Source organism: Novosphingobium marinum, from assembly GCF_013408095.1.
GTDB classification, from domain to species: domain Bacteria; phylum Pseudomonadota; class Alphaproteobacteria; order Sphingomonadales; family Sphingomonadaceae; genus Novosphingobium; species Novosphingobium marinum.
This window is the reverse complement of sequence record NZ_JACBZF010000002.1, coordinates 130,451-153,020: the sequence shown is the minus strand read 5'-3', so window position 1 is coordinate 153,020 and position 22,570 is coordinate 130,451. Positions and strand designations below refer to the sequence as shown.

Here is a 22,570-nt window from a genome sequence, read left to right as displayed (position 1 = left end):
AGGCACCCATGGCATCCACCGCTTCATCCGCGCGCTTCGTAAACATCGGCGAGCGCACCAACGTCACCGGCTCGGCAAGGTTCAAGAAGCTGATCCTCTCGGGCGACTATCCCACCGCCGTCGAGGTGGCGCGCCAGCAGGTGGAGAACGGCGCGCAGGTGATCGACGTAAACATGGACGAAGGCCTGCTCGACGCGGTCGAGGCGATGACCACCTTCCTCAAGCTGATCGCCGCCGAACCCGACATCGCGCGCGTGCCGATCATGATCGACAGTTCGAAGTGGGAGGTGATCGAGGCGGGCCTCAAGTGCGTCCCGGGCAAGCCCATCGTCAATTCGATCAGCATGAAGGAAGGCGAGGCGCAGTTCCTCGAACAGGCGCGCAAGTGCATGGACTACGGCGCCGCCGTGGTCGTCATGGCCTTCGACGAGACCGGCCAGGCGGACAGCAGGGAGCGCAAGGTCGAGATATGTTCGCGCGCCTACGGGCTGCTGACCGGCATCGGCTTCCCGCCCGAGGACATCATCTTCGACCCGAACATCTTCGCGGTGGCAACCGGCATCGAGGAGCACGACCGCTACGGGCTCGACTTCATCGAGGCGGTGCGCGAAATCCGCGCGAACTGCCCGCACGTACACTGCTCTGGCGGACTGTCGAACCTCTCTTTCAGCTTTCGCGGCAACGAGACCGTGCGCCGCGCGATGCACTCGGTGTTCCTCTACCACGCAATCCCGGCGGGCCTCGACATGGCGATCGTCAATGCCGGGCAGCTCGACGTCTACGACCAGATCGACCCGGTCCTGCGCGATGCGTGCGAGGACGTGATCCTGATGCGCCCGGTCGAGGGTGACCAGTCCGCGACCGAGCGGCTGATCGAACTTGCCGAGAGCTTCAAGGGCAAGAGCGTCGCCGAGGAAAAGGCCGCCGAGGAATGGCGCGGCTGGGACGTGCGCCGCCGGCTCGAACATGCGCTCGTCAAGGGCATCGACGCGCACATCGTCGACGATACCGAGGAAGCCCGGCAGGCCGCCGACAAGCCCATCGAGGTGATCGAGGGGCCGCTGATGGACGGCATGGACGTGGTCGGAGACCTGTTCGGATCGGGCAAGATGTTCCTGCCGCAGGTGGTGAAGTCGGCGCGCGTGATGAAGAAGGCGGTCGCCCACCTCATTCCCTTCATCGAGGCCGGCAAGGAAGAAGGCGCCAAGGCCAAGGGCCGCATCGTCATGGCCACGGTCAAGGGCGATGTCCACGACATCGGCAAGAACATCGTCGGCGTGGTCCTGCAGTGCAACGGCTACGAGGTCATCGACCTCGGCGTCATGGTGCCGTACTCGACGATCCTCGAGGCCGCGAACGAGAACGATGCCGACATCATCGGCCTTTCGGGCCTCATCACTCCTTCGCTCGACGAGATGGTGACCGTGGCCGAGGAAATGCAGCGCGCCGGCCTTTCGATACCGCTGCTGATCGGCGGGGCGACGACCAGCAAGGTGCACACCGCGCTCAGGATCGACCCGGCCTACGAAGGCCCCGTCGTCCACGTGCTCGACGCCAGCCGCGCCGTCGGCGTCGCATCGCAGCTCCTGTCCGACACGCAATGCGAGGCTTTCGTCGAGAAGACCGCCGCCGAGTACGAGCATGTGCGCGACGTGCGATCGGGCAAGGAGGCAAGCGTCCTGCTCAGCCTGGAGGATGCGCGGGTGAACGCATATAAGGCCGACTTGTCCGAAAAGGCCCCGCCTCCGGACAAACCCGGCGTCCACGTCTTCGAGGACTGGGACCTTGCGGACCTGCGCGACTACATCGACTGGACGCCCTTCTTCCGCGCATGGGAACTTGCGGGCACCTACCCGGCGGTTCTCGAGGACGAGGTCGTCGGCGAAAGCGCACGCTCGCTGTTCAAGGACGCACAGGCGATGCTCGATCGCATCGTCGCGGAGAAGTGGCTCACCGCGCGCGGCGTCTGCGGCTTCTGGCCCTGCGCGCGCGACGGCGACGATGTCGAGCTATACCTCGATGACGAGGTCCATGTCCGCTTTCCGTTCCTGCGCCAGCAGATCCGGAAGAGCCGCGACCGGGCGAACTTCTGCCTTGCCGACTTCATCGATCCGGACGGCGACTGGATCGGCGGGTTCGCCGTCGGCATCCACGGCATCGACGAACACAGCAGGCGCTTCAAGGACGCGCACGACGATTACAACGACATCCTGCTGAAAGCGCTGGCCGACCGCTTCGCCGAAGCCTTTGCCGAGCGCCTGCACCTCCATGTCCGCACCGACCTGTGGGGTTACGCCCCGCACGAGCAGTTCACCAACGAGGCGCTGATCAAGGAAGAGTACGCGGGCATCCGGCCCGCTCCGGGTTACCCGGCCTGCCCCGACCACAGCCTGAAGCCTGTCCTGTTCGACCTCCTCGGCGCGCAGGAGCGGGCGGGGATCACGCTGACCGAGAGCCAGGCGATGCTGCCCACCTCGGCGGTGTCGGGCTTCTACTTCGGCCATCCCGACAGCCAGTATTTCGGCGTCGCGCGGATCGGCAGCGACCAGGTAGAGGACTACGCGAGGCGGCGCGGCGTCGACATCGCAACCGCCGAACGCTGGCTGCGGCCCAACCTCGATTGATCATGCGGGCTGGGCGCGCAGTCGATCCTCGATCATCCGCCTGACGTAAAGCGCGGGATTGTCCGCCTTGACCGATACTTCGGGTGGCAACGAATCCTCACGGTGGAGCTCTGCCTCTATCGCGGCCAGCGCGACGAGATCCTGATTGCGAACCGCAATGTCCATCGTGTGAAGTTCTTCAGACATCGCGGCGTCGTCGGTCCTGAAGTCGCGCGTGGTGGTCGAGAAATAATGACTCGACCGCGGCGTTTCGGGCGTGATCGCGTGGGCTGCGTACATCGTGCCCAGGTAGCGTCCGTTGCTGCCGTTGGCGGCAGCCTCGCGAACGACGGGACCACTGTAGGTCAGCGCCGGTCCCAGGAACACCGTGCGCAGGTCCTGCCCGACCAGATCGGGCGCATCGGGGAACATCCACCGGTGGAAATCCGAACTCCTGCTTGAAGGTGTGTGGCGCGAAGCGACGCAGCGGTCTCCGTCGCGTTCGATCGTCACCGGTGTTTCGTACCATGCGGCATCCTCGATGTAGTCGCCATGAAGGAAGCTGATGTGGCTGAGATCGAGCAGGTTCTCGATCAGCATCTGCGATCGCGCTGCCACATGGTAGTATTCGGGGGGTGTCGCTTCCCAGTCTCCCTCCAGCCCCATTTCGCGGTGATCGGGGATCAGATTCGGGTCCGCATCCGCCGGGTCGCCTGTCCAGATCCAGATCCACTTCCAGCGCTCTGCCACCGGGTACTTATGCAGGCTCAACCGTTCGGAGGGCTTTTCCTGGGTCGGAACCGAAACGCAATTTCCTCCGGTATCGAAGGTGATGCCGTGGTACCCGCACTGTACATTGTCCCCGACCCTCTTGCCCAGTCGGAGCGGAAGCCGACGATGGGGGCACAGACCGGAAAGCGCGACCGGATCGCCATTGGAATCGCGATAGAGCAGGACGAGATCGCCAAGAATGCGCCGGTCCACCGGGTTGTCGCTCACCTCGGACGACAAGGCAGCGACATACCAGGAATCGCGAACGTAGTTGCGGTCTACACTGAACGGATACAAATCCCGTTTTCCTCTCGTATTTTTCAGACGGGATACGTACGCGAATTTGTTCAGGTCAACAAACGGGCGGGCCGGAATAAACCAGGCTGCCGACACCTTGCACGGGAGAGACGACGATGGATGCCACGCAGCGCCTTCTGGCGATCGAGGAGATCAAGCAGCTCAAGGGGCGCTATTTCCGTGCGCTAGACACCAAGGACTGGGCGGCCATGCGCACGATATTCTGCGACGACGCGACGTTCGACGCGCGCACCTCGTTCAGTATCGACGGGCAGGCCGAAGGCGGCAAGGCCGCCGAAAGCAATGAGTGGTTCTACGAAGGCGGCGACACCATCGTGGACTTCATCAGCGGCGCGGCGGGCAAGAACCGCAGCGTCCACCACGGGCACTGCCACGAGGTCGAGATTCTCTCCGCGACCGAGGCGCGCGGCGTCATCGCGATGGAAGACCTTCTCTGGGACGAGAACGGCGAGGCGATGATCCTTCACGGCTGGGGACACTACCACGAAACCTACCGCAAGGTGGATGGTGCCTGGCGCATCCACACCTCGCGCATCACGCGGCTGCAGGTTCTCCTGGGGCAATAGCCCTTGGGATAAGACGCCGGGGCGGTTTGGCCGCGCGCGCGCTATCTGGCAGGAGCGGGCGATGACCTCCGGCTCCGCCGCCCCCCTCCTTTCCGACCAAACGTCAAAGGACGCCGCCATGGCGTCGGCGCGCGAGGCGCTGCACGGGGTCTTCGGTTTCTCGGGCTTCCGGGGCATGCAGGAGCCGGTCGTCGCGCGCGTGCTTTCCGGCCTGTCGACACTCGCGGTAATGCCGACGGGCGCGGGCAAGTCGCTGACCTACCAGCTGCCCGCGACGATGCTCGACGGCACCTGCATCGTCATCAGCCCACTGATCGCGCTGATGCACGACCAGCTCCGCGCAGCGACGGCGAACGGCATTCGCGCCGCCACGCTGACCAGCGCCGATGCCGACCGCGAGGAAACGATCGAGCGCTTCCGCGCCGGCGACCTCGACCTGCTCTACGTCGCGCCCGAACGTGCGTCGCAGGACCATTTCCGCCGCCTGCTCGAAAGCGCGCGCGTCTCGCTCTTCGCCATCGACGAGGCGCACTGCGTTTCCGAATGGGGGCACGATTTCCGGCCCGACTACCGCCTGCTGCGCCCGCTGATGGACGCCTTCCCGCACGTCCCGCGCCTCGCGCTGACCGCGACGGCGGACGCGCACACGCGTGCCGACATCCTCGTCCAGCTCGGCATCGCGGAAGACGGGCTGGTCGTCGCCGGGTTCGACCGGCCCAACATCCGCTACGCGATCCGCCCGCGCGACAGCCTGCTGCGGCAGTTGCAGGCGCTGCTCGACGAGGAGCCGGGACCGGGCATCGTCTATGCCCCCACGCGCGCGCAGGTGGAGCGGATCGCAGAAAAGCTGGACAGCGGCTCGCGGCCCGTCCTGCCCTATCACGCCGGGCTCGATCCCGCCGTGCGCGCGGCGAACCAGGCGGCGTTCGTGGCGTCGGAGAACATGGTGATCGTCGCCACCGTCGCCTTCGGCATGGGCATCGACAAGCCCGACGTGCGCTTCGTCGCGCATGCCGGGCTGCCCAAGTCGATCGAGGCCTATTACCAGGAGACGGGGCGTGCGGGCCGGGACGGCGACCCGGCAGTCGCACTGATGCTGTGGGGAGCGGACGACTTCGCCCGCGCGCGCCAGCGGCTGTCCGAAGTCGAGCGGGCGCGCCTTCCGGGCGAACGCGCGCGGATCGACGCGCTCGCCGCGCTTGCCGAGACCGCGCAATGCCGCCGCCGCGTGCTCCTGAAGCATTTCGGCGAGGACCCGCCGCAGGCCTGCGGCAATTGCGACAACTGCCTCGACCCGCCCGAAAGCGCCGACGCGACCGAGGCGGCGCGCAAGCTGCTGTCGGCGGTCTACCGCACCGGGCAGAGCTATGGCTTCGGGCATATCCAGAAGGTTCTGACCGGCGTCGCCGACGAACGGGTGACGCAGCGCGGGCACGATTCGCTGTCGGTGTTCGGCATCGTGGGCGAGGGGGAAGCGGCGCTGCTGAGGCCGCTTGCCCGGGCGCTGCAGGCGCGCGGCGCGCTGGTGCAGACCGAGCACGGCGGCCTCGCGCTGGGCGGCGATGCGCGCGAAATCCTGCGCGGAGAAGCCATCGTGCCGCTGGTCCTGCCGCCGAAGCGAGAGAAGCGGCGTGCCCGGTCGGACGCGGCCAACCCGGTGGGCGATCCGCTGTTCGACGCGCTGCGCGCGCTACGCCGCGAACTGGCGCAGGAAGCGGGCGTGCCGCCCTACGTCGTCTTCCATGACGCCACCCTGCGCGAAATGGCGGCGGGACGTCCGGCCTCGCTTGGCGAACTGGGCCGCATCGGCGGCGTCGGCGCGCGCAAGCTCGAAGCTTACGGCGACGCCTTCCTCGCGGTGATCAGGCAGCACTGAGAAGCCGTTGCAGAAGTCATTGCAGGAAAGCCGTACCCGGCCGTTCTCGTCAGGACTTCGGCACCGGCCCTCTCCCCCACCCGGCCACCCATGGAATACTGCCGTCGGGTGGCCGGGTGGGGGAGAGGGCCGGTGCCGTCATCGACGTCAGTCGATAAGAAACACACGCCGCATCGACGTCAGTCGATCGGAAACCCGCTCAAAGCGGATTGTCGAGCTTGATGATTTCCTCGTCGCTCTTGCGCTGGCTCGTCTTGAGCTTGCGCGGCGCCTCGAAGCTGGCGAGCACCGGCTTGTCGCGCCCGTAGATGTCGTCGAACGCGCGCAGTTCGCCGTCGATGTCCTGCCCCATCGTGAAATAGGTGATGTAGACCGGGAAAGTCCGCGTCATCGGCACCTTGGTGTACTCGCGCGAGACCGAGATCGCGGCGGCCTCGTCGGCAGGCATCTTCGCGCCGAGGATCGCCATCGTCATGCCCAGTTCCACCGCGCGCTCGGTGCGGATGCAGCCGTGGCTGTAGGCACGCACGTCGTGGTCGAAGAACTGCTTCGAAGGCGTGTCGTGCAGGTAGATCGCGTGCGGGTTCGGCATGTCGATCTTCATCAGGCCGAGCGCGTTGCCGGGGCCGGGCTGCTGAACGACCCAGGTAGTGCCGTCCTCCCCGGTCCTGGCCGTATAGCCGTTCGCCTTTGCCCAGCCGGGATTGCTCCTGACCTTGGCGGCCAGTCCCTCGCCCACGGAGATCGACTGCGGCACCGTCCAGGTCGGGTTGAAGACCACCGCCGTCACCGTTTCGGCAAGCTGCGGCGTCGCGGTGCGCCCCGGCTTTCCGACAACCGTCTTGTAGGTGCGGATGATCTTGTCCTTAACCGTCAGGCGAAGCTGGAATTCGGGAACGTTGGTGATGAGGTAGACATCGCCCATGTCGCGAGCGAGCCAGCGCCAGCGATCCATGTTGGCGCGGATCAGCGCGCGCTCCTTCTTCGCCGTCTTCGGCGTGGCGGCAAGCTTCGCCTTGAGCGCGGCGTAATCGGGGTGCGTGGGCGCAAGCGAGTTGAGAACCGTCGCGACGTCGCTTTCCCCGAGCGCGGCGCGCATCAGCGTCTCGGTCCGCAGCAGGTCGCGATCGGGATCGACGGCGAACCACTGCACGCGCGCATCCATCGGCGTGCGTCCGTCGCGCAGGTCCTCGACGAGCCATGAGAAGCTCTTGCTGGCCGCCTCGCTCAGCTGCGGGCTTTCACCCGCGGCGATCAGTTCGCGCAGTTTGGCAGGCTCGTAGTCGCCGGGGATCAGTCCCTCGGTACCGACCTGCTCGATGTAGGAGAGAAGCGCCTGCGCTTCGCCGAGCGGCCATTCCATCTCCGGCTCGGCCAGCGGCACCGGCTGGATCACCGGCACGCTTTCGGTCGCCTCTCCGGCAGGGGCGGGGAACGCGGCGTCGAACTCGGCGGAGGAGGTGGGTTGCGGCTCGATCCGCGGTGCTTCCTGCGCGGCAAGCGGCCCCGCCGCAAGCGCCACGGTCGCCAGAGCCGCAATCGAACCCAGCCGCAGATGCATCGTAATCCCCGTTTTCATCGCGAAATCACAGCCTTTCAATGCGAGGCGGACGATCCGGCGCGCATGGCATGACGCGTTTCATCTAGCCCCGTTTTGCCGTCATCATCAAGCATCGCCGATTAGCCTGTGATGAATTCACGAGTTGGTGACGCGCGCGGGCAACGGTCGTAAGGCACCGGCAATGCCCGGTGCCGCCCGCCTGCTTCCGTTTCTCGCCGTCACCCTCGGGCTGGGCATGTTCAGCCTGATGGACGCGGCAATGAAAAGCGCCGCGATCCTTGGGGGCGTCTACACCGCGCTGGTGCTGCGCAGCCTGCTGGGAGCGCTGCTTGCGGCGCCGGTCTGGCTGGCGCGGCGCAAGGCGTGGCCGACCCGCGATGCGCTGCGCGTGCACCTCGTCCGCTCCGCGGTCGTCACGGCGATGGCGCCCTTGTTCTTCTGGGGCCTCGTGCGCATCCCGATGGCGGAGGCGATCGCGATATCCTTCATCGCGCCGCTGATCGCGCTCTATTTCGCTTCGCTGCTGCTGGGCGAGGTGATCCGACCGAGCGCCATCGTCGCCTCGCTGCTCGGCGTCGCCGGGGTCGCGGTGATCGCGGGCGCGCGCTTCGGCGACGGCGGGCTATCGGGCGAAGCGGGGCTGGGCATCGCCGCAATTCTGGTCTCGGCGGTTTTCTACGCCCTCAACCTCGTGCTGCAGCGGCGGCAGGCGCTGCTCGCCAGCCCCTACGAGATCGCGGTGCTGCAAAACCTGTTCGTAGGGCTGTTCCTCCTGCCCGCGGCGCCCTGGCTTGCGCAGGTTCCGGGCGAGGCGGCGATGCGCGACATCGTGCTGGGTGCGGCCTTCGCGGTACTGGCGCTGCTGTTCCTCGCCTGGGGGTATGCGCGCGCCGAGGCGCAGGCGCTGGTGCCGATCGAGTACACCGGCTTCCTCTGGGCGGCGCTGTTCGGCTGGCTGTGGTTTCGCGAGCCGGTCGGCTGGGCGACGATGGCGGGCGCGCTGCTCATCGTGGCCGGAAGCTGGATCGCCACGCGCAACCCGGCGGCGCGCGTAAACCCGGCTTCAACCTCCGCAAGCTAGAAGAGGCGGCCATGACCGAGGCCGCGACGACCCTCACCGATCCCGATCGCGATGCGCTCGCCCGCGCCGGCGAGATCGTGCGCGCACGGCTCGACCGCAATCCCGATGCCTTCCGGCTTCCGGTGGAGGCGGCGGAAATATACGCGGTGTCCGGCTTCCTCGATCCCGAGGAGCGCGACTACCTGATGATGGTGATCGATCATGTCGCCGCGCCCTCGCCTACCTATGACGAACAGCCCGCCGAGCGCTATCGCACCAGCTACACCGGCGACATCCCGCGCGGGGACCCGGTCGTGCAGGACATAGACGCGCGCCTTTCCGACCTTCTCGGCCTGCCCGCGGCCTGGGGCGAATCGCTGCAGGGCCAGCGCTATTATCCCGGCCAGCAGTTCAAGGCCCATCACGACTGGTTCTACACCGACACGCACTACTGGGCGCGCGAGCAGGAGCGCGGCGGGCAGCGCAGCTGGACGGCGATGGCCTGGCTCAACGATGTAGAGGACGGCGGAACGACCGATTTCACCCGCATCGGGGTCAGCGTACCGCCGCAGGCGGGCTCGCTGCTCGTCTGGAACAACGCACTGGCGGACGGCAGTCCGAACCACGAGACGCTCCACGCCGCGACCCCGGTGCTTGCGGGCGCGAAGTACGTCTTCACCAAGTGGTACCGCACCCGCCCCTGGCACTGACGCCCGCCGGACGAACATGCGGACAGGTTCGGCAGGGGTTCTGCCCCTTGACGAGCGGGCTTCCAGCGCGCAATCGCCAACGCGACATTTCCGCCATTTCGCGGATGCAGCAACCTTGGGGCGCGCGGAACCGTTCCCCCGGGGAAAGCCGCGAACGCGAAACACAGCCAGCAAGGGAAGACGCCGTATGACGCAGGTCGGACAGGACACGCTCGGAACCCGCAGCACGATGACCGTCGGGGGCCGCGAGGTCGCCTATTATTCGCTCAGGAAAGCCGGAGAGAAATTCGGCGACGTTTCGCGGCTGCCCTTCTCGATGAAGGTCCTGCTCGAGAACATGCTGCGTTTCGAGGACGGCGGCTTCACCGTCTCGACCGACGACATCAAGGCGATCGTCGAGTGGCAGAACAACCCTGTCACCGGCGACGAGATCCAGTACCGCCCCGCGCGCGTCCTGATGCAGGACTTCACCGGCGTTCCCTGCGTCGTCGACCTCGCCGCGATGCGCGATGCAATCAAGGCGCTGGGCGGCGATACCAAGAAGATCAATCCGCAGGTGCCCGTGCACCTGGTGATCGACCACTCGGTGATGGTCGACGAATTCGGCCACCCCAAGGCGTTCGAGAAGAACGTCGAGCTGGAATACGCCCGCAACGCCGAGCGCTACGACTTCCTCAAGTGGGGCGCGCAGAGCTTCGAGAACTTCAAGGCCGTGCCTCCGGGCACCGGCATCTGCCACCAGGTCAACCTCGAGCACATCGCCCGCTGCGTTTGGTCGAGCGAGGACCCGGACGGCAAGATGGTCGCCTATCCCGACACCTGCGTCGGCACCGACAGCCACACGACGATGGTCAACGGTCTCGGCGTGCTCGGCTGGGGCGTCGGCGGGATCGAGGCCGAGGCCGCGATGCTCGGCCAGCCGATCTCGATGCTCGTCCCCGAAGTCGTCGGCTTCCGCTTCACCGGCAAACTGGCCGAGGGCGTGACCGCGACCGACCTCGTGCTCACCTGCACGCAGATGCTGCGCGCCAAGGGCGTGGTCGGCCGCTTCGTCGAGTACTTCGGCGACGGCCTCTCGACGCTCAGCCTCGCCGACCGCGCGACACTCGCCAACATGGCGCCCGAGTACGGCGCGACCTGCGGCTTCTTCGGAATCGACGACAAGACGCTCGATTACCTGCGCCTGACCGGCCGCCCCGAGGACGAGATCGCCCTCGTCGAGGCCTATGCCCGGGAGCAGGGCTTCTGGATCGACCCGACACGCGACCCGGTCTTCACCGACACGCTCGAGCTCGACCTGTCGACCGTCGTGCCCTCGCTCGCCGGTCCCAAGCGCCCGCAGGACAAGGTTGCGCTTCCCGAAGTCGACGAGCTGTTCAACGGCGATCTCAGGTCGGTCTACAAGAAGGACGCGCCGGTCCGCACAGAAGTGAACGGCAGGGACCACGACATCGGTGACGGAGACGTCGTGATCGCGGCGATCACCAGCTGCACCAACACCTCCAACCCGGACGTCCTGATTGCCGCCGGCCTCGTCGCCAAGAAGGCGCACGAGAAAGGCCTCAAGCCCAAGCCGTGGGTCAAGACGAGCCTCGCGCCCGGATCGCAGGTGGTCACCGACTACCTCGAGAAATCGGGCCTGCAGGACCACCTCGACGCGATGGGCTTCGACCTCGTCGGCTATGGCTGCACGACCTGCATCGGCAATTCCGGCCCGCTCGCCGAACCGATCAGCAACGCGATCAACGGCAACGACATCGTCGCCGCCTCGGTCCTGTCGGGCAACCGCAACTTCGAGGGCCGCGTCAGCCCCGACGTCCGCGCGAACTTCCTCGCCTCGCCGCCGCTCGTCGTCGCCTACGCGCTGAAGGGCACCGTGACCGAGGACATCACCGAAACCGCCATCGGCACCGCTACCGACGGCAGCGAGGTGTTCCTCAAGGACATCTGGCCGACCTCGCAGGAAATCGCCGACATCCGCTCCGGTTCGATCGACCGCCAGATGTTCGAGGCGCGCTATGCCGACGTCTACAAGGGCGACGAGCACTGGCAGAAGATCGACGTCACGCCGTCGGACACGTACCAGTGGCGCGCCGGATCGACCTACGTCGCCAACCCGCCGTACTTCGAGGGCATGGACATGACGCCCGCCCCGATCGGCGACATCGTCGATGCAAGGCCGCTCGCCGTGCTCGGCGATTCGGTCACCACCGACCACATCTCGCCCGCCGGATCGATCAAGGAAGACAGCCCGGCCGGCCAGTACCTCAAGGAGCATCAGGTCGCGAAGGCGGACTTCAACTCCTACGGGTCGCGCCGCGGCAACCACGAAGTGATGATGCGCGGCACTTTCGCCAACATCCGCATCCGCAACGAGATGGTGCCCGGCATCGAGGGCGGCATGACGAAGTACAACGGCGAAGTCATGCCGATCTACGACGCCGCGATGAAGCACAAGGAGGACGGCACCCAGCTCGTCGTCGTCGCGGGCAAGGAATACGGCACCGGCTCATCGCGCGACTGGGCGGCGAAGGGCACGATCCTGCTGGGCGTGCGCGCGGTCATCGTCGAGAGCTTCGAGCGCATCCACCGCTCCAACCTCGTTGGCATGGGTGTGCTGCCGCTGCAGTTCAAGGACGGCGACAGCCGCGAATCGCTCGGCCTGACGGGCGAGGACAGCTTCACCATCAAGGGCATCGCCGGCCTCAAGCCGCGCCAGGACGTGGAGATCGAGGTAAAACGCGCCGACGGCTCCAGCTTCACCTTCACCGCGCTGTGCCGGATCGATACCGCCAACGAGATGGAATACTACATGAACGGCGGCATCCTGCACTACGTGCTGCGCAAGCTCGCCGCCTGAGAACGGCATCGATCGGAAATGCGAAGGGCGGTCCCGGGGGGCCGCCCTTTTCGTTTCGGAGATCAGCACCGGGTGCTGCCCGCAGGCTGCGAAGTCGGCCCGCTCCATAAAGAAAGGACGGCGCCGATGGCACCGTCCTTCCCCCTGTTGCCCGTTACCGGCCGGGCTAGCAGCTTTGCAGCTTGCTCAGGGTAGGACAAGCTAGCACGGATTACCAGCCTTTCGCAGCAGCTTAGTTTGCCTCGTGCCGCTTGCCGTCGATCGAGAAGACGAACTTGCCCCTGGGCTTTGCCTTGCGGCGACGCGCCAGCACGGTCGCGGCGGCGGCGCCGAACAGCAGCATCATCGGCGGCGCGGGCACTTCGTGCGGCGGCGGCGGGTTGCCGCTCGTCGTCGGAGGCGGCGGCGGATTGCCGCTCGTCGTCGGCGGTGGCGGGGGGTGTCCGCTCGAAGTCGGCGGGGGCGGCGGGTTGCCGCTGGTGCTCGGCGGCGGCGGCGGATGCTTGCCGCCGCTGCTGCTGCTCGTGCTGGTCGAAGTCGAGGACGAGGTGCTCGACGAGGTGGACGAACTCGTCGAAGTGGACGAGCTGGAAGACGTCGAGGAACTGGTGGAACTCGACGAGGAGGTCGAGACGTTGCCGGACGAAGTCGAGACGTTGCCGGACGAAGTCGAGATGTTGCCAGAAGACGTGGAGACGCTGCCGGACGATGTGGAGACGCTGCCGGACGATGTGGAGACGTTGCCCGACGACGTCGAGACGTTGCCCGATGAGGTAGAGGTGGTCGAACTGATGCCGCCCGTCGAGGTCGAGGAACCGCCGCTCGACGTGGTCGAGCTGATGCCGCCGGTCGAGGTGGACGAGCCGCCCGTCGAAGTAGACGAACCGCCCGTGGAGGTCGAGGTCGAACCGCCGCTGCTCGACGTGGTCGAGCTGATGCCGCCCGTCGAACTCGACGTCGAACCGCCGGTGGAGGTGAAGCCGCCCGTCGAGGTCGAGCCGCCGGTGGAGGTGAAGCCGCCGGTCGAGGTCGAGGTGGACGAGCCGCCCGAACCGCCGCTCGACGTGGAAGTCGAGGAGCCGCCCGAACCGCCGCTCGACGTGGAGGTCGATCCGCCGGTGCTGGTCGAGGAAATGACGACGTTGCCGCCGCCCGACCCGCCGCCTCCGAAGAAGCCTCCGAAGAAGCCTCCGCCGAAGCCGCCGCCGAAAGCCGGGCCGCCGCCGATCACGATCGGCGTGCCGCCGCCCGAGACGATGGGCGGCTGCGGCGGGGGCGGCAGGTAGGGCGCCGGGAGCGGCATCATCGCCACCTGCGGCTGCTCGCAGCATTCCTTCTTGATGACGCGGCGAACGCGCTTGGTCGTGCGCGGGGCCTCTGCGCGGCGAACGACCTTGCGCTCGACCGGCTGCGCCTTGACCTGCTTGACCTTCCGGTACTGGCCCTGGGCCGCGGGCGTCTCGGCCACGTGGACCGCGCCGCCACCGACGACGGCGCAGCCTGCAGCGCAAGCTGACAATTTCGCAAGGGCCATCCGTACCGACATAAGCGTTGCTCTCTTTGTTCTTTCCGATGGTTGCAAAAGCCCGGCTGAAGCCCGGGCCATTGCATCCAGTGCCATCAAAAACGCAGAGAGTTATTAATCGGACAACCGCGTTAACCGTGTTTCTAACGTCCCATTCCGAGAATCACGGTTAATTCCGGGTGGACGGGCAGGACCTGTCCCGGAATGGGACTGAACCTTGCGAAATCGTCAATGCGATTAGGTGGTTGGCCTAATCGTCCGGCGATTGCGGTAACTCGAAGAGACCGCCCTGCCCGCCTGCGGGCGGCGCCAGGCCGAGATGCTTCCAGCCCCCGTCGTTAAGGCAGCGCCCGCGCGCGGTGCGCGCGACGAGGCCGAGCTGGATCAGGTACGGCTCGATCACGTCCTCGATGGTGTCGCGCGGTTCGGAAAGCCCCGCCGCCAGCGTCTCGACACCGACCGGGCCGCCCCTGTAAATGTCCGCGATCATCGAAAGATAGCGCCTGTCCTGCGCGTCGAGGCCGAGCGAATCGACTTCGAGCCGGGTCAGCGCATCGTCGGCGACGCCTTGCGTGATCGCCTTCGCCTTGCCGACGTGGGCGAAGTCGCGCACCCGGCGCAGCAGCCGCCCGGCGACGCGCGGCGTACCCCGCGAACGCCGCGCGATTTCCCGCGCGCCATCCTCGTCGATACCGATACCGAGGAGCGAGGCACCGCGCGTCACCACGCGTTCCAGCTCGGGCACGGTGTAGAAATTGAGCCGCACGGGGATGCCGAACCGGTCGCGCAGCGGAGTCGTCAGCAGGCCCTGCCGCGTCGTCGCGCCGATGAGCGTGAACGGCTGCAGGTCGATCCGCACCGAACGTGCCGACGGCCCCTCGCCGATGATGAGGTCGAGCGCGCGGTCCTCCATCGCCGGGTAGAGCACTTCCTCGACCACCGGGTTCAGCCTGTGAATCTCGTCGATGAACAGGACGTCGCCTTGCTCGAGGTTGGTGAGGAGCGCGGCAAGGTCGCCCGACTTGGCGATGACCGGGCCGGAGGTGGCGCGAAAGCCGACGCCCAGCTCGCGCGCGACGATCTGCGCCAGCGTCGTCTTGCCAAGGCCGGGCGGGCCGAAGAACAGCGTATGGTCCATCGCCTCGCCCCGCGACTTCGCGCTCTCGATGAACACGCGCAGGTTGTCCTTCGCCGCCGCCTGCCCGACGAATTCGGCCAGCGTCCTGGGCCGAAGCGCGGCATCGGCGTCGTCGGGCTGCCGGTCGGGCGTGAGGATGGGGTTATCGGTCATGCCCGGGGTTCCGGCATCGCTTGTGCAGTGGATCCTGAAACGAGTTCAGGATGACGATGAGGAAGTGTTGCGGCGCTGAAAAAGTCGTCATGCTGAACTTGTTTCAGCATCCATCCCCCGGCACATCGCAGCGCATGAATGACGAGCGGCAGCCCTGCGTCTACATCCTCGCCAGCGGATACAACGGAACCTTGTACGTCGGCGTCACGTCCAGCCTCGTGCGGCGGGTCTGGCAGCACCGGACCGGAGCGGTTCCCGGCTTTACTTCGCGCTACAAGGTTAAACGCCTCGTCCATTTCGAGCTGTTCGGCGACATGGGGCGCGCCATCGCGCGGGAAAAGCAGATCAAGAACTGGCGACGCCAGTGGAAGATCAACCTGATCGAGACCGGAAACCCCGATTGGGCCGACCTGGCTTCGGGACTTGGCTTGCAGTCGCTCGATCCCGGCCCGAAGCACGATGGATCCTGAATCGAGTTCAGGATGACGATGGACGACGTTCCCCTTCACCCCGCCGCCCTTTTCAGCGCCACGCGGATAAGTTCGCCCTCGCTCGCGCCTTCGCCGAGTTCGCCGACAGCGGCGGCGACGGCGGTGGCGGCGACGGCGGGCTTGAAGCCGAGGTTCTGGAGCGCCGAGACGGCATCGGACGTTGCCGAACCCTCCGGCAGCGGCGCGCCCGCGCCGGCCGGAGCGCCGCCGCCGCCCGGCATGCCGCCCGCCTTCTCCCTGAGTTCGTTGACGATGCGGCCGGCCAGTTTCGGCCCGACGCCCTGCGCGCGTGCGACTTGCGCAGCGTCTCCGCTGGCGCAGGCGCTGCGCAGTTCGTCCGCCGACAGTGCGGACAGGATCGCCAGCGCCACCTTGCTGCCCACGCCCTGCACGCCCGTGAGCAACCGGAACCATTCGCGCTCGCCCGCTTCGGCAAAGCCGAGCAGGCGCAGGTCGTTTTCCGAAACCTGAAGGTCGGTGTGGACGGTGACCTGCTCTCCGCGCGCGCCCAGCGCAGCGAGCGTGCGGGCCGAGCAATGGACGAGGTAGCCGACGCCGCCGACGTCGATCACGGCCCAGTCGGGGCCGAAATCGTCGAGCGTGCCGGTCAGCTTTGCGATCATGCTTTGTTCCTGCCGCACCGAAGGCGGACGGGCAAGCACGAATGCGCCGCTATCCCCGGCGCGCGCTCAGAGTCCGGGGATCGGAATATCCGCGGCGATGTTGCAGGCGAGCGCGCTGGCGCCGACCTGCAGCGCGATGTCTGGATCGCGCACGCTGCCCGCAACGCGGATCAGGTCTCCGAAGGTGAGGCCCCGACTGCCGCCGTTGTAGTAGCGCGCCGCGTCCTTCAGCCGGTCGACCTGGCTGACGCTGAGCTTGCCGCGCAGGAATTCGGCGGCGCAGCCGGCTTCGTTCGCGTCCATGCCGTATCGCATCAGCGCATCGGAAATCTGGTAGCGGCTGGCGGTGCAGGCCCCCAGCGTCAGGCTGGCGGCGACGGCGGCGAGGACGACTGCACGCTTCGATTGGGAACGTTTCAAGGGCTGGCTCCTTTCCGGCTTCGCGCGGGAACTGGAGGATCAACGCGCCCCGCGCCCCGTTGTTGCCGTGCCCGCTATCGGCTTCCGGCGAGCTGCGCGTGTGTGAGCGCCACCGCGAGCGCATCCGCCGCGTCCGCGCCCGCAAGCTGCGCGCCGGGCAGCAGCACCCCTAGCATCGCCTGGACCTGCGCTTTCTCGGCCCCGCCGGTGCCGACCACCGCCTTCTTGACCAGTCGCGTCGCGTATTCGTGCACCGGCAGCCCGGCGCGGGCGAGCGCGAGCAGGCAGACGCCCCGCGCCTGCCCGAGCTTGAGCGTCGATTGCGGGTTCTTGTTGACGAAGACTTCCTCGACTGCGCCGGCATCGGGGGCGTGCCGGGCGATCACGTCGGCCAGTTCGCGATCGAGCGTCACCAGCCGCTCGGCCATCGGCGCTTTCGGATCGGTGCGCACCTGCCCGTTGGCGATATGCGAGACGCGGCTGCCCGACTTCGCGACGATCCCCCAGCCGGTACAGCTGAGCGAGGGGTCGAGGCCGATTATGAGCAATGCCCAAACCCGTCTGCATCGTCATGCTGAACTTGTTTCAGCATCCATTCCGCCGACTTGCACTGACGTCGCGGGTGGAGAAATGGACCCTGAAACAAGTTCAGGGTGACGATATTACAATGGACTAGCATGGTGGCGCTTCGTTCGGTTCGATGCAGTCACCCATCATGAAACCGCCATTCATGACAAAGAGAAACGCGAAATAGCAAAAAGGCCGACTGCAAAGAGCCAACCTTTCCAGTTCACCCCAGCTTTTCCATCACCTCGTCCGAGACGTCGTAATTGCCCCAGACGGTCTGGACGTCGTCGTCGTCGTCGAGCGCGTCGATCAGCTTGAAAAGCGTCTGCGCATCGCCCTCGGCCACCTCGACGGTCAGGTTGGGACGCCACGCCAGCTTGACCGTCTCGGCCTCGCCCAGCGACTTTTCAAGCGACGAGGCGACTTCGTGGAGGTCGTCGGCGGCGGTCCAGATCTCGTGCTCGTCCTCGCCCGACTGGATGTCCTCCGCCCCCGCTTCCATCGCGGCTTCGAGGACCTTTTCCTCGCCGCCGATGCTGGCGGGGTAGACGATCAGGCCGACGCGCTCGAACCCGTGGCTTACCGATCCCGACGCGCCCAGGTTGCCACCGTTCTTGGAGAACGCGGTGCGCACGTTGGTGGCGGTGCGGTTGCGATTGTCGGTCAGCGCCTCGACGATGAGCGCGACGCCGCCGGGGCCGTAGCCTTCGTATCGCAGCTCCTCGTAGTCGTCACCCTCGTTGGCAGTCGCCTTGTCGATGGCGCGCTGGATGTTGTCCTTGGGCATCGACTGGGCCTTGGCGTTGTTCACCGCCAGGCGCAGGCGCGGGTTCATGTCCGGATCGGGCATGCCGGTCTTGGCCGCGACGGTGATCTCGCGGCTGAGCTTGGAAAACATCGCTGAGCGCTTTTTGTCCTGCGCGCCCTTGCGGTGCATGATGTTCTTGAATTTGGAATGGCCGGCCATCGTGCTTTTCGTCTTTGTTCGGGTGTTCGGTTGGGTTCGGGCCGCCCCTAACCCAACCGGACCTTCCGGGCAATCGCGCTGCGGATCAGACCTCGACCGCGGTTCCCGAGCAGCTGACCATCAGCATCGACCCGTTCTGGCCGATCACCTCGTAGTCGAGGTCGACGCCGACCACGGCATTGCCGCCCAGCTTAGCGGCCTCTTCCTCCATCTCGGCGAGCGCTTCCTTTCGCGCGCGGGCGAGCACTTCCTCGTACTTGCCCGAGCGACCGCCGACGATGTCGGTGATCGAGGCGAAGATGTCGCGGAACAGGTTGGCGCCGACGATGACCTCGCCGGTCACGATGCCGAGATAGCGCTTGGCGGGCTTGCCCTCGATATGGGGCGTCGTGGTCGAGATCATCGGCTTTCCCCTCTTGTCAGCCGTTAACGATGTAGCCTCCGTTGGGGTGGAGGACCTGTCCCGACATATAGCTCGAATCCTCGCAGGCAAGGAAAAGGAACGAAGGCGCGACCTCGTTCGGCTGGCCGGGCCTCCCCATCGGGGTCGACTCTCCGAAATGCTCGACCTTTGCCTTCGGCGCGCCGCCGCAGGGATTGAGCGGCGTCCAGATCGGACCGGGAGCGACCGCGTTGACCCGGATGCCCTCGCCGACGAGGTTCTCGGAAAGCGAACGGGTGAAAGCGGTGATCGCACCCTTCGTCGCCGAGTAGTCGAGCAGGCCCGAGGACCCCTTGTACATCGTCACGCTAGTGCAGTTAACGATCGCGGCTCCTGCCTCGAGGTGCGGGCGAGCCGCCTGGACGAGGTAGAACATCGAGAAGATGTTGGTCTGGAAGGTGCGCTGCAGTTGTTCGTGCGTGATCTCCTCGATTTCGTCGTCCGGGTGCTGCTCACCGGCGTTGTTGACAAGAACGTCCAGTCGCCCCCACTTGTCGATCACTGACTTCACGAGTTCGTCACAGTGCGCCGGATCGCCGAGGTCTCCTGCGGAAGTCAGCGCCTCGGAACCTTCGGCCTCCACGAGTTCTGCGGTCTTCCCGGCATCGTCGTGTTCTTCGAGGTAGGCGATGGCGACGTTTGCGCCTTCGCGCGCATAGAGCACCGCGACCGCCCGACCGATGCCGCTGTCTGCGCCGGTGACTAGCGCGACCTTGCCTTTCAGCCGATCCGACCCGGGATAGCGGGGCTCCCAGTCGGGCTTGGGTTCCAGTTCGGATTCATGACCCGGCAGTGGGTCCTCGTCGATCTGGCGGACGAAATCGGCACGGTCGTGTACAGGTGTGTCGTGTGCTTCTGCCATCGGGCTGCTCCTTCGCGAGTCTTCGGGTGCTTCACATATGAAACACGCGGTTCGCGAAGGGCGTTCCACGCCCCGCCGCAGCGGGGGCCCGGCGCATGGTAAAGCCCGTCTCAGCCGATGCCTAGCGCCGCCTTGTAGGTATCGAGGATGGTTTCCATCTCGCGCCGGTCGTCGGGCTTCATCTTACGCAGGCGGACGATCTGGCGCATGATCTTGACGTCGTAGCCCACCGCCTTGGCCTCGGCGTAGACGTCGCGGATATCGTCGGCGATGCCCTTCTTCTCTTCCTCGAGGCGCTCGACGCGCTCGATCAGGAGGCGCAGGCGGTCGTCTGTGGGCTCGGCATCGGCCATGGGAATACTCTCCGGCAAGAGGGTGAATCGGGTTCGCCGCGGCTGTTAGCGCGGGCCGCGGCGAGTCGGAAGCGACGACCTGTGGATATTCGGCGCAGGACCCCGATTCAGGTGCGGTTCTTCGCGACGCTGGCTTCCATCCGGGCGATCTGCTCGGGCGTGGCCTCGCTCTGGTGCTTCGCTTTCCACTCGTCCATCGGCATGCCGTGGATCAATTCGCGCGCCTGCGGCTTGTCCCCTTCGTAACCGGCGTCGCGGATCCAGTCGGCCAAGCAGTTCCGGCAAAAGCCGGACAGGCCCATCAGGTCGATGTTCTGCGCGTCATGGCGATGTCGCAAATGACGCACAAGGCGGCGAAACGCGGCGGCGGCCACGACATCGTCGAGCTGGTCGAGTGGGTCTGTCGGTTCGGGCATGGTTCTATTCGTCCTTGGTTGATCGGGCCGCCTTTGCCATAGGGCGGCCACACGGGAAAAGGGGTAGCGACCGTTGAGCAAGATCGATCCGCGCGGCCGCAAGGTTAAGATCCTCGCCACGCTGGGGCCTGCCAGCAACAGCCCGGAGATGATCGCGAAGCTGCTGCGTGCCGGGGCGGACGCCTTTCGCGTCAACATGAGCCACGGCGACCATCAGACGCATGCCCGCACGATCGAGGCGATCCGCGCCGAGGAGAAGAAGGCCGGCCAGTCGGTCGCCATCCTGTGCGACCTGCAGGGGCCGAAGCTGCGCGTCGGACAGTTCGAGGGCGGCAAGGCGTTCATCCGGCACGGCGCGCACTTCACGCTTGACCGCCGCGACGAGCCGGGCAGCGACGAGCGGGTTTGCCTGCCGCATCCCGAACTTTTCGAAATCCTCGAAAAGGGCCAGCGACTGCTGATCGACGACGGCAAGCTGCGCCTCAAGGTCATTCGCGCCGGATCGGACGAGATCCTGTGCACCGCCGAAGTCGGCGGCGAAATCTCCGACCGCAAGGGCGTGAACGTCCCCGACGCGGTGATCCCGGTGCCCGCGCTGACCGAGAAGGACCGGCGCGACCTTGCCTTCGCGATAGAGCACGGGGCGGACTGGATCGCACTGAGCTTCGTGCAGCGGCCCGAGGACGTGGCCGAGGCGCGCAAGCTGATGGGCGGATACGGCGCGCTGATGGCCAAGATCGAGAAGCCTGCCGCGGTCCACCGCATCGACGAGATCATCGAACTTTCCGACGGGATCATGGTGGCGCGCGGCGACCTTGGCGTCGAGCTTTATCCCGAGGACGTGCCCCCGCTCCAGAAACATATCGTCTCCAAGACGCGTATGTCGGGCAAGCCGGTGATCGTCGCGACGCAGATGCTCGAATCGATGATCGAGAGCCCGGCCCCGACGCGCGCCGAAGTCTCCGACGTCGCCAACGCGGTGTACGACGGGGTCGACGCGGTGATGCTGTCGGCGGAAACCGCGGCGGGCCAGTGGCCCGAGGAAGCGGTCTCGATCATGAATCGCATCGCGATGAAGGTTGAGCGCGATCCCGGCTATCGCCACCAGGTCGATTTCACCCGCGTCCTGCCCGACGGCACCACCGCCGATGCGCTCGCCCACGCCTGCGCCTCGATCGCCGAGACGGTGACGCTGTCGGGCATCGTGATCTTCACCGGCTCCGGCTCCACCGCGCGCCGCGTCGCGCGCGAACGGCCCGGTGCACCGATGCTGGTGCTCACGCCGTCGAAGACCACCGCTCGCCGCCTCGCCCTGCTATGGGGCAGCCACGCGGTCGCGACCAAGGACATCGGCAGTTTCGAGGAGATGATCGCCAAGGGCAAGCGCATGGCGCTCAGGCACAAGTTCGGCCGGGCCGGATCGAAGCTGATCACGCTGGCAGGCGTCCCCTTCGGTACGCCGGGTTCGACCAACCTGCTCCACGTCGTGACGCTGAGCGGCAACGAACTCGACAAGCACGAGGACTGATGCGGCACGGGTCCCTGCGAACTCGGGGACCATCATCGAATACGCGCGACGCCGGAGGTCCCCGCCTTCGCAGGGCCGCTACCTAACCCCTTTCGCCGAACAGCGCGCTGCCGACCCGGACGTGCGTTGCGCCCAGCATGACAGCGGTTTCGAAGTCGCCGCTCATCCCCATCGACAGCCCCGGCAGCCCGTTGTCCGCCGCCAGCTTCGCAAGCAGCGCGAAGTACGGCGCAGGCTCGACTTCGAAGGGCGGCACGCACATCAGCCCCGCCAGCGGAATACCTGCGTCGCGCGCCTGCCCGATCAGTCCCGGCACGTCCGCGATCGCGCAGCCGCCCTTCTGCTCCTCGGCGCCGATGTTGACCTGCACAAAGCACGGAACCTGCCGCCCGGCCTTGTCGAAGGCCTTCGCCAGCGCCTTCACCAGCGAGGGCCGGTCGAGCGAATGGATGCAGTCGAACAGCGCGACCGCATCGTCCGCCTTGTTCGACTGGAGCTGCCCGACAAGGTGCAGTTCGATGTCCGGGTGCGCCTCGACCAGCGGCGGCCATTTCTCCTGCGCTTCCTGCACGCGATTCTCGCCGAAGACGCGTTGTCCTTCCCCGATAAGCGGTACGATGCTCTCGGTCGGGTGGGTCTTCGAAATCGCGATCAGCGTCACCTCGTCGGCGTCACGCCGGGCGATTCCGGCGGCCCTGGCAATCGCCGCGCGTACGTCCTGCAAGGGGGTGGATGTTTCGGTCATGGCGCGTGCTATAGC

Annotated in this window: 21 protein-coding genes; 9 read left to right on the top strand and 12 right to left on the bottom strand. The window is 66.5% G+C overall.

Features of this window, described 5'->3' with window-relative positions; translation table 11 throughout:
* Positions 1 to 8 precede the first annotated feature (8 nt).
* The gene (gene metH / locus FHS75_RS05385; protein ID WP_179406716.1) at positions 9 to 2,624 is read left to right on the top strand and encodes a methionine synthase; all 2,616 of its coding nucleotides are present in this window, start codon (positions 9 to 11) and stop codon (positions 2,622 to 2,624) included.
* Here metH and FHS75_RS05380 read toward each other — a convergent pair whose 3' ends face one another.
* Complete coding sequence (locus FHS75_RS05380; RefSeq protein ID WP_179406715.1) at positions 2,625 to 3,671, bottom strand: aromatic ring-hydroxylating oxygenase subunit alpha; 1,047 nt, start codon at positions 3,669 to 3,671, stop codon at positions 2,625 to 2,627.
* A 116-nt stretch (positions 3,672 to 3,787) separates the two neighbouring features.
* On the opposite strand from FHS75_RS05380, the gene FHS75_RS05375 reads away from it, so the two are divergent.
* Together FHS75_RS05375 and recQ are read left to right on the top strand one after the other, a co-directional pair.
* Entirely contained in the window at positions 3,788 to 4,258 is a 471-nt protein-coding gene (locus FHS75_RS05375) for a nuclear transport factor 2 family protein (RefSeq protein ID WP_179406714.1), read from the top strand.
* 118 nt (positions 4,259 to 4,376) lie between these two features.
* Positions 4,377 to 6,134, top strand: a complete 1,758-nt coding sequence (recQ, locus tag FHS75_RS05370; protein WP_229735644.1) for a DNA helicase RecQ — start codon at positions 4,377 to 4,379, stop codon at positions 6,132 to 6,134.
* Positions 6,135 to 6,333: 199 nt separating this feature from the next.
* Here the strand turns inward: recQ and FHS75_RS05365 are convergent, their stop codons facing one another.
* Entirely contained in the window at positions 6,334 to 7,695 is a 1,362-nt protein-coding gene (locus tag FHS75_RS05365) for a L,D-transpeptidase family protein (protein ID WP_179406712.1), read from the bottom strand.
* Between the two features lie 181 nt (positions 7,696 to 7,876).
* Between FHS75_RS05365 and FHS75_RS05360 the strand changes: the two genes are divergently transcribed.
* From FHS75_RS05360 to FHS75_RS05345, 4 genes are all read left to right on the top strand, one after another.
* Positions 7,877 to 8,776: a DMT family transporter gene (locus FHS75_RS05360; protein WP_229735646.1), complete on the top strand. Its 900-nt coding sequence runs from the start codon at positions 7,877 to 7,879 to the stop codon at positions 8,774 to 8,776.
* 11 nt (positions 8,777 to 8,787) lie between these two features.
* Positions 8,788 to 9,465 carry a prolyl hydroxylase family protein gene (locus FHS75_RS05355; RefSeq protein WP_179406711.1) on the top strand — a complete coding sequence of 226 codons (678 nt, stop codon included), beginning with the start codon at positions 8,788 to 8,790 and terminating at the stop codon, positions 9,463 to 9,465.
* A gap of 187 nt (positions 9,466 to 9,652) precedes the next feature.
* A complete protein-coding gene (gene acnA / locus FHS75_RS05350) occupies positions 9,653 to 12,325 on the top strand; it encodes an aconitate hydratase AcnA (protein ID WP_179406710.1) in 2,673 nt (890 codons plus the stop codon).
* A gap of 275 nt (positions 12,326 to 12,600) precedes the next feature.
* Complete coding sequence (locus tag FHS75_RS05345) at positions 12,601 to 13,611, top strand: hypothetical protein (RefSeq protein ID WP_179406709.1); 1,011 nt, start codon at positions 12,601 to 12,603, stop codon at positions 13,609 to 13,611.
* A gap of 489 nt (positions 13,612 to 14,100) precedes the next feature.
* Here FHS75_RS05345 and ruvB read toward each other — a convergent pair whose 3' ends face one another.
* Complete coding sequence (gene ruvB / locus FHS75_RS05340; protein ID WP_179406708.1) at positions 14,101 to 15,141, bottom strand: Holliday junction branch migration DNA helicase RuvB; 1,041 nt, start codon at positions 15,139 to 15,141, stop codon at positions 14,101 to 14,103.
* Between the two features lie 89 nt (positions 15,142 to 15,230).
* Between ruvB and FHS75_RS05335 the strand changes: the two genes are divergently transcribed.
* The gene (locus tag FHS75_RS05335) at positions 15,231 to 15,611 is read left to right on the top strand and encodes a GIY-YIG nuclease family protein (protein ID WP_179406707.1); all 381 of its coding nucleotides are present in this window, start codon (positions 15,231 to 15,233) and stop codon (positions 15,609 to 15,611) included.
* Between the two features lie 35 nt (positions 15,612 to 15,646).
* Here FHS75_RS05335 and ruvA read toward each other — a convergent pair whose 3' ends face one another.
* The 8 genes from ruvA to FHS75_RS05295 all read right to left on the bottom strand — a co-directional run bounded on the left by ruvA (position 15,647) and on the right by FHS75_RS05295 (position 20,282).
* The gene (gene ruvA, locus FHS75_RS05330) at positions 15,647 to 16,255 is read right to left on the bottom strand and encodes a Holliday junction branch migration protein RuvA (RefSeq protein WP_179406706.1); all 609 of its coding nucleotides are present in this window, start codon (positions 16,253 to 16,255) and stop codon (positions 15,647 to 15,649) included.
* A gap of 66 nt (positions 16,256 to 16,321) precedes the next feature.
* Positions 16,322 to 16,675 carry a hypothetical protein gene (locus FHS75_RS05325; protein ID WP_179406705.1) on the bottom strand — a complete coding sequence of 118 codons (354 nt, stop codon included), beginning with the start codon at positions 16,673 to 16,675 and terminating at the stop codon, positions 16,322 to 16,324.
* Positions 16,676 to 16,749: 74 nt separating this feature from the next.
* Positions 16,750 to 17,223, bottom strand: coding sequence for a crossover junction endodeoxyribonuclease RuvC (gene ruvC, locus FHS75_RS05320; RefSeq protein WP_179406704.1), 474 nt, complete (start codon positions 17,221 to 17,223; stop codon positions 16,750 to 16,752).
* 242 nt (positions 17,224 to 17,465) lie between these two features.
* Positions 17,466 to 18,209, bottom strand: a complete 744-nt coding sequence (locus tag FHS75_RS05315) for a YebC/PmpR family DNA-binding transcriptional regulator (protein ID WP_179406703.1) — start codon at positions 18,207 to 18,209, stop codon at positions 17,466 to 17,468.
* Positions 18,210 to 18,294: 85 nt separating this feature from the next.
* Complete coding sequence (locus tag FHS75_RS05310) at positions 18,295 to 18,612, bottom strand: heavy metal-binding domain-containing protein (protein WP_179406702.1); 318 nt, start codon at positions 18,610 to 18,612, stop codon at positions 18,295 to 18,297.
* A 16-nt stretch (positions 18,613 to 18,628) separates the two neighbouring features.
* Positions 18,629 to 19,513, bottom strand: a complete 885-nt coding sequence (locus tag FHS75_RS05305; protein WP_179406701.1) for an SDR family oxidoreductase — start codon at positions 19,511 to 19,513, stop codon at positions 18,629 to 18,631.
* 110 nt (positions 19,514 to 19,623) lie between these two features.
* On the bottom strand, positions 19,624 to 19,866 hold the full coding sequence (locus FHS75_RS05300; protein ID WP_179406700.1) for a DUF2312 domain-containing protein: 243 nt from the start codon (positions 19,864 to 19,866) through the stop codon (positions 19,624 to 19,626).
* A gap of 107 nt (positions 19,867 to 19,973) precedes the next feature.
* On the bottom strand, positions 19,974 to 20,282 hold the full coding sequence (locus tag FHS75_RS05295) for a DUF1244 domain-containing protein (RefSeq protein WP_179406699.1): 309 nt from the start codon (positions 20,280 to 20,282) through the stop codon (positions 19,974 to 19,976).
* A gap of 73 nt (positions 20,283 to 20,355) precedes the next feature.
* On the opposite strand from FHS75_RS05295, the gene pyk reads away from it, so the two are divergent.
* Positions 20,356 to 21,810, top strand: a complete 1,455-nt coding sequence (gene pyk / locus FHS75_RS05290; protein WP_179406698.1) for a pyruvate kinase — start codon at positions 20,356 to 20,358, stop codon at positions 21,808 to 21,810.
* 82 nt (positions 21,811 to 21,892) lie between these two features.
* Here pyk and FHS75_RS05285 read toward each other — a convergent pair whose 3' ends face one another.
* Positions 21,893 to 22,555 (bottom strand): YggS family pyridoxal phosphate-dependent enzyme, encoded by a 663-nt coding sequence (locus FHS75_RS05285; protein ID WP_179406697.1) that lies wholly within the window; start codon positions 22,553 to 22,555, stop codon positions 21,893 to 21,895.
* Positions 22,556 to 22,570: the final 15 nt, after the last annotated feature.

Excerpts from the sequence above, each read along its gene's own strand:
- FHS75_RS05310 (WP_179406702.1), bottom strand. The coding sequence starts at position 18,612 with ATGATCTCGACCACGACGCCCCATATCGAGGGCAAGCCCGCCAAGCGC.
- FHS75_RS05300 (WP_179406700.1), bottom strand. The coding sequence starts at position 19,866 with ATGGCCGATGCCGAGCCCACAGACGACCGCCTGCGCCTCCTGATCGAG.
- FHS75_RS05335 (WP_179406707.1), top strand. The coding sequence starts at position 15,231 with ATGCTGAACTTGTTTCAGCATCCATCCCCCGGCACATCGCAGCGCATG.
- FHS75_RS05375 (WP_179406714.1), top strand. The coding sequence starts at position 3,788 with ATGGATGCCACGCAGCGCCTTCTGGCGATCGAGGAGATCAAGCAGCTC.
- metH (WP_179406716.1), top strand. The coding sequence starts at position 9 with ATGGCATCCACCGCTTCATCCGCGCGCTTCGTAAACATCGGCGAGCGC.
- FHS75_RS05285 (WP_179406697.1), bottom strand. The coding sequence starts at position 22,555 with ATGACCGAAACATCCACCCCCTTGCAGGACGTACGCGCGGCGATTGCC.
- acnA (WP_179406710.1), top strand. The coding sequence starts at position 9,653 with ATGACGCAGGTCGGACAGGACACGCTCGGAACCCGCAGCACGATGACC.
- recQ (WP_229735644.1), top strand. The coding sequence starts at position 4,377 with ATGGCGTCGGCGCGCGAGGCGCTGCACGGGGTCTTCGGTTTCTCGGGC.
- FHS75_RS05360 (WP_229735646.1), top strand. The coding sequence starts at position 7,877 with ATGCCCGGTGCCGCCCGCCTGCTTCCGTTTCTCGCCGTCACCCTCGGG.
- FHS75_RS05315 (WP_179406703.1), bottom strand. The coding sequence starts at position 18,209 with ATGGCCGGCCATTCCAAATTCAAGAACATCATGCACCGCAAGGGCGCG.
- ruvA (WP_179406706.1), bottom strand. The coding sequence starts at position 16,255 with ATGATCGCAAAGCTGACCGGCACGCTCGACGATTTCGGCCCCGACTGG.
- FHS75_RS05305 (WP_179406701.1), bottom strand. The coding sequence starts at position 19,513 with ATGGCAGAAGCACACGACACACCTGTACACGACCGTGCCGATTTCGTC.
- ruvB (WP_179406708.1), bottom strand. The coding sequence starts at position 15,141 with ATGACCGATAACCCCATCCTCACGCCCGACCGGCAGCCCGACGACGCC.
- FHS75_RS05365 (WP_179406712.1), bottom strand. The coding sequence starts at position 7,695 with ATGCATCTGCGGCTGGGTTCGATTGCGGCTCTGGCGACCGTGGCGCTT.
- FHS75_RS05295 (WP_179406699.1), bottom strand. The coding sequence starts at position 20,282 with ATGCCCGAACCGACAGACCCACTCGACCAGCTCGACGATGTCGTGGCC.
- FHS75_RS05355 (WP_179406711.1), top strand. The coding sequence starts at position 8,788 with ATGACCGAGGCCGCGACGACCCTCACCGATCCCGATCGCGATGCGCTC.